This window comes from Methanobrevibacter sp. (assembly GCF_045116495.1).
Taxonomy (GTDB): domain Archaea; phylum Methanobacteriota; class Methanobacteria; order Methanobacteriales; family Methanobacteriaceae; genus Methanocatella.
Genome location: NZ_JBGULU010000161.1, coordinates 1 through 2,433, shown reverse-complemented (window position 1 = coordinate 2,433; position 2,433 = coordinate 1). Strand labels below are relative to the sequence as shown.

The window sequence follows — 2,433 nt, the reverse complement described above, 5'->3', positions numbered from 1 at the left end:
TTCGGGTGACAGAAGAAAAGCATTAGTGTTCTGCTCAAGAAAACGTGAGGCGGAACTTCTCTCAAAGGAATTCAACACAAGAGGCTATAGGTCAGTTGTCCTTACTGGTGATGACTCACAGGAAAAAAGGCTGGAGGCAATCGACCGTCTGACAAACGATAAAAATCCCGATAAAATTGAATTCATCTTCACAGTTGACATTTTCAATGAGGGTGTTGACATTCCCGAAATCAATCAGGTGCTTCTGGTTAGACCGACAGAATCTCCAATCATTTTCATACAGCAGCTTGGAAGGGGACTTAGGAAATACAAAAACAAGGAGTATGTGGTAATCCTTGATTTCATTGGAAATTATAAAAACAATTTCATGATACCGATTGCCCTTTCAGGTGACAGAAGCTATGACAAGGATAGTATCCGTAAATATTTGATGGAAGGAAATAAAATTATTCCGGGTTCATCTTCAATTAATTTTGATGAAGTATCTAGAAAACGTATTTATGAGTCAATAAATAATGCTTCATTTTCTAAAATCAGTTTGTTTAAAGAAAAATACAATAATTTAAAGTTTAAATTAGGCAGAATTCCATTATTATGTGATTTTTTTGAAAATGGAGATATGGACGCTTTACTTATCTTAAATCATAATTCATTTGATTGTTATTTGGATTTTATTGCAAAAGTTGAAAAGGATTTCACAAATCCTTTAAGTGAGGATGAAATCAGATCCTTAAAATTTATTTCTAAAAATTTAGCTAATGGAAAAAGGCCTCATGAGCTTATAATCCTTAAATGTTTAATGCATAACAAAATGTTTGATGTAAATAAAATATCTGACTTATTAAATGATATGTATGGTCTTGAAAATCAGTTTAAATCAATTGAAAGTGCAATTAATCTCCTTGAGTTAAACTTTTTCACAGATTCAGAAAAAGCCAAGTATATTAATACATCCTTTTTCAAGGAAAACTATCAAATTTCAGATGATTTTAATAAATTTTTACAAAATCCTACTTATAAAGAGCATTTGGTGGATGTTATCAACTTTGCAATATTAAGATACGAAAAAATTTATAAATCAGAAAATTGTCTGAAACTATATGAAAAGTACTCTAGAAAAGATGTTTGCAGACTCTTGAACTGGCCGCATGATGATTCATCAACAATCTATGGATATCGTGTTAAGCACAATACGTGTCCTATTTTTGTAACCTATGAGAAAAATGAGGATATTTCTGAGTCAACAAAATATGAAGATCAATTTATTAACAAGGAAATATTCTCTTGGATGACACGTTCAAAAGTTAAACTCGAGTCAAAGGAACCTCAAGCCATAATTAACTATAAAGAAACTAATTTAGGAATTCATCTGTTTATTAAAAAGTCAGATGATGAAGGAAATGATTTCTATTATATGGGTCCAGTTAAACCTATTGGTCAAGAAGAAACTACTATTAAAGATAATAAAGGTAAAACTTTACCTATTGTTAATTTTAAATTAGAACTTGATAATTCTGTCAAGGATGAGCTTTACTCATACTTTGTGAATGACTAAAAAATAAGAAAATGATTATTCAACAGCTATCCAACTGTTATAATCATCTGATTTTATCCAATTTGAGCTTTATAGGAGGATAATCTTTTACCGGCTACTTTGAATAGCAACTGTATTTATCATCAATTATTATTTTTGTGTCCGGTATCATCAGTATCCTCATACATCCATTCGTATTCATCAGGATATGCTTCATATAGCTTTCTGTTGGCGTAATCTGCTCCTTCATCAGTTTGATAATGAGGATTGTTGGCACAATCCAGACAGACTTTTCCCTGTGTAATTTCGTGATGTGCCTCTGAATAGGTTAAAGCCCTGCCGCAAATCGCACAATAGCCGTACTGTCCGCTTTCAGAATTTTGAGAGCTTGTCGATTCAGTTTCACTTTCTTCAGATGCAGTGTCTTTAATAGTCGTATTGTTTATCAGAGTTGTGTTTACTTTAGTGGTATTGTTTTCAACCTTTTTTGGAGCATCCTGGTGACTGACTACCAAATATCCCAGACAGACTGCCAGAATTGCAATTATTGCCAGTAATACAATTATTCTTTTATCCATTTTTTTCACCTGCTTTACTCAAGACTGCCGTCCACTACATTAGGCTTATTATTGGAGATGTAATCTGAGCTCACTCCACTATCATCTTCGATGTAACTGTCGTAACCGGAGTCATAATCATAATCATCATAATAATATGATTCATCAATAGCATCCGAATAGCCGTTGTAGTATCCCTGCTGACTAGCACGCATCAAATCGTCTTCAGAATACTTATTTTTATTGGTATTGTTTTGAGTAGGGGCTGCTGGTGCAGGTGCGGAACTTTCAGTGGTTGTTGCATTGAGAGGTCCTTCACCTGGAGGTCCCAATTCAAGGCTG

The 2,433-nt window shown here is 33.4% G+C and carries 3 protein-coding genes; 1 reads left to right on the top strand and 2 read right to left on the bottom strand.

Translation table 11 applies throughout. The features are described from left to right. Nucleotides 1–1,555, top strand: a 1,555-nt coding sequence (locus ACJMLH_RS08425) for a DUF3427 domain-containing protein (RefSeq protein ID WP_405276653.1), incomplete at its 5' end; no start/stop codon positions are given. 122 nt (nucleotides 1,556–1,677) lie between these two features. Here ACJMLH_RS08425 and ACJMLH_RS08420 read toward each other — a convergent pair. Beyond that, nucleotides 1,678–2,112 (bottom strand): hypothetical protein, encoded by a 435-nt coding sequence (locus ACJMLH_RS08420; RefSeq protein WP_405276651.1) that lies wholly within the window; start codon nucleotides 2,110–2,112, stop codon nucleotides 1,678–1,680. Nucleotides 2,113–2,126: 14 nt separating this feature from the next. Further along, on the bottom strand, nucleotides 2,127–2,433 hold a 307-nt coding region (locus tag ACJMLH_RS08415), incomplete at its 5' end, for a hypothetical protein (RefSeq protein WP_405276649.1).

Coding starts and splice junctions, on each gene's coding strand:
- ACJMLH_RS08420 (WP_405276651.1), bottom strand. CDS start 2,112: ATGGATAAAAGAATAATTGTATTACTGGCAATAATTGCAATTCTGGCA.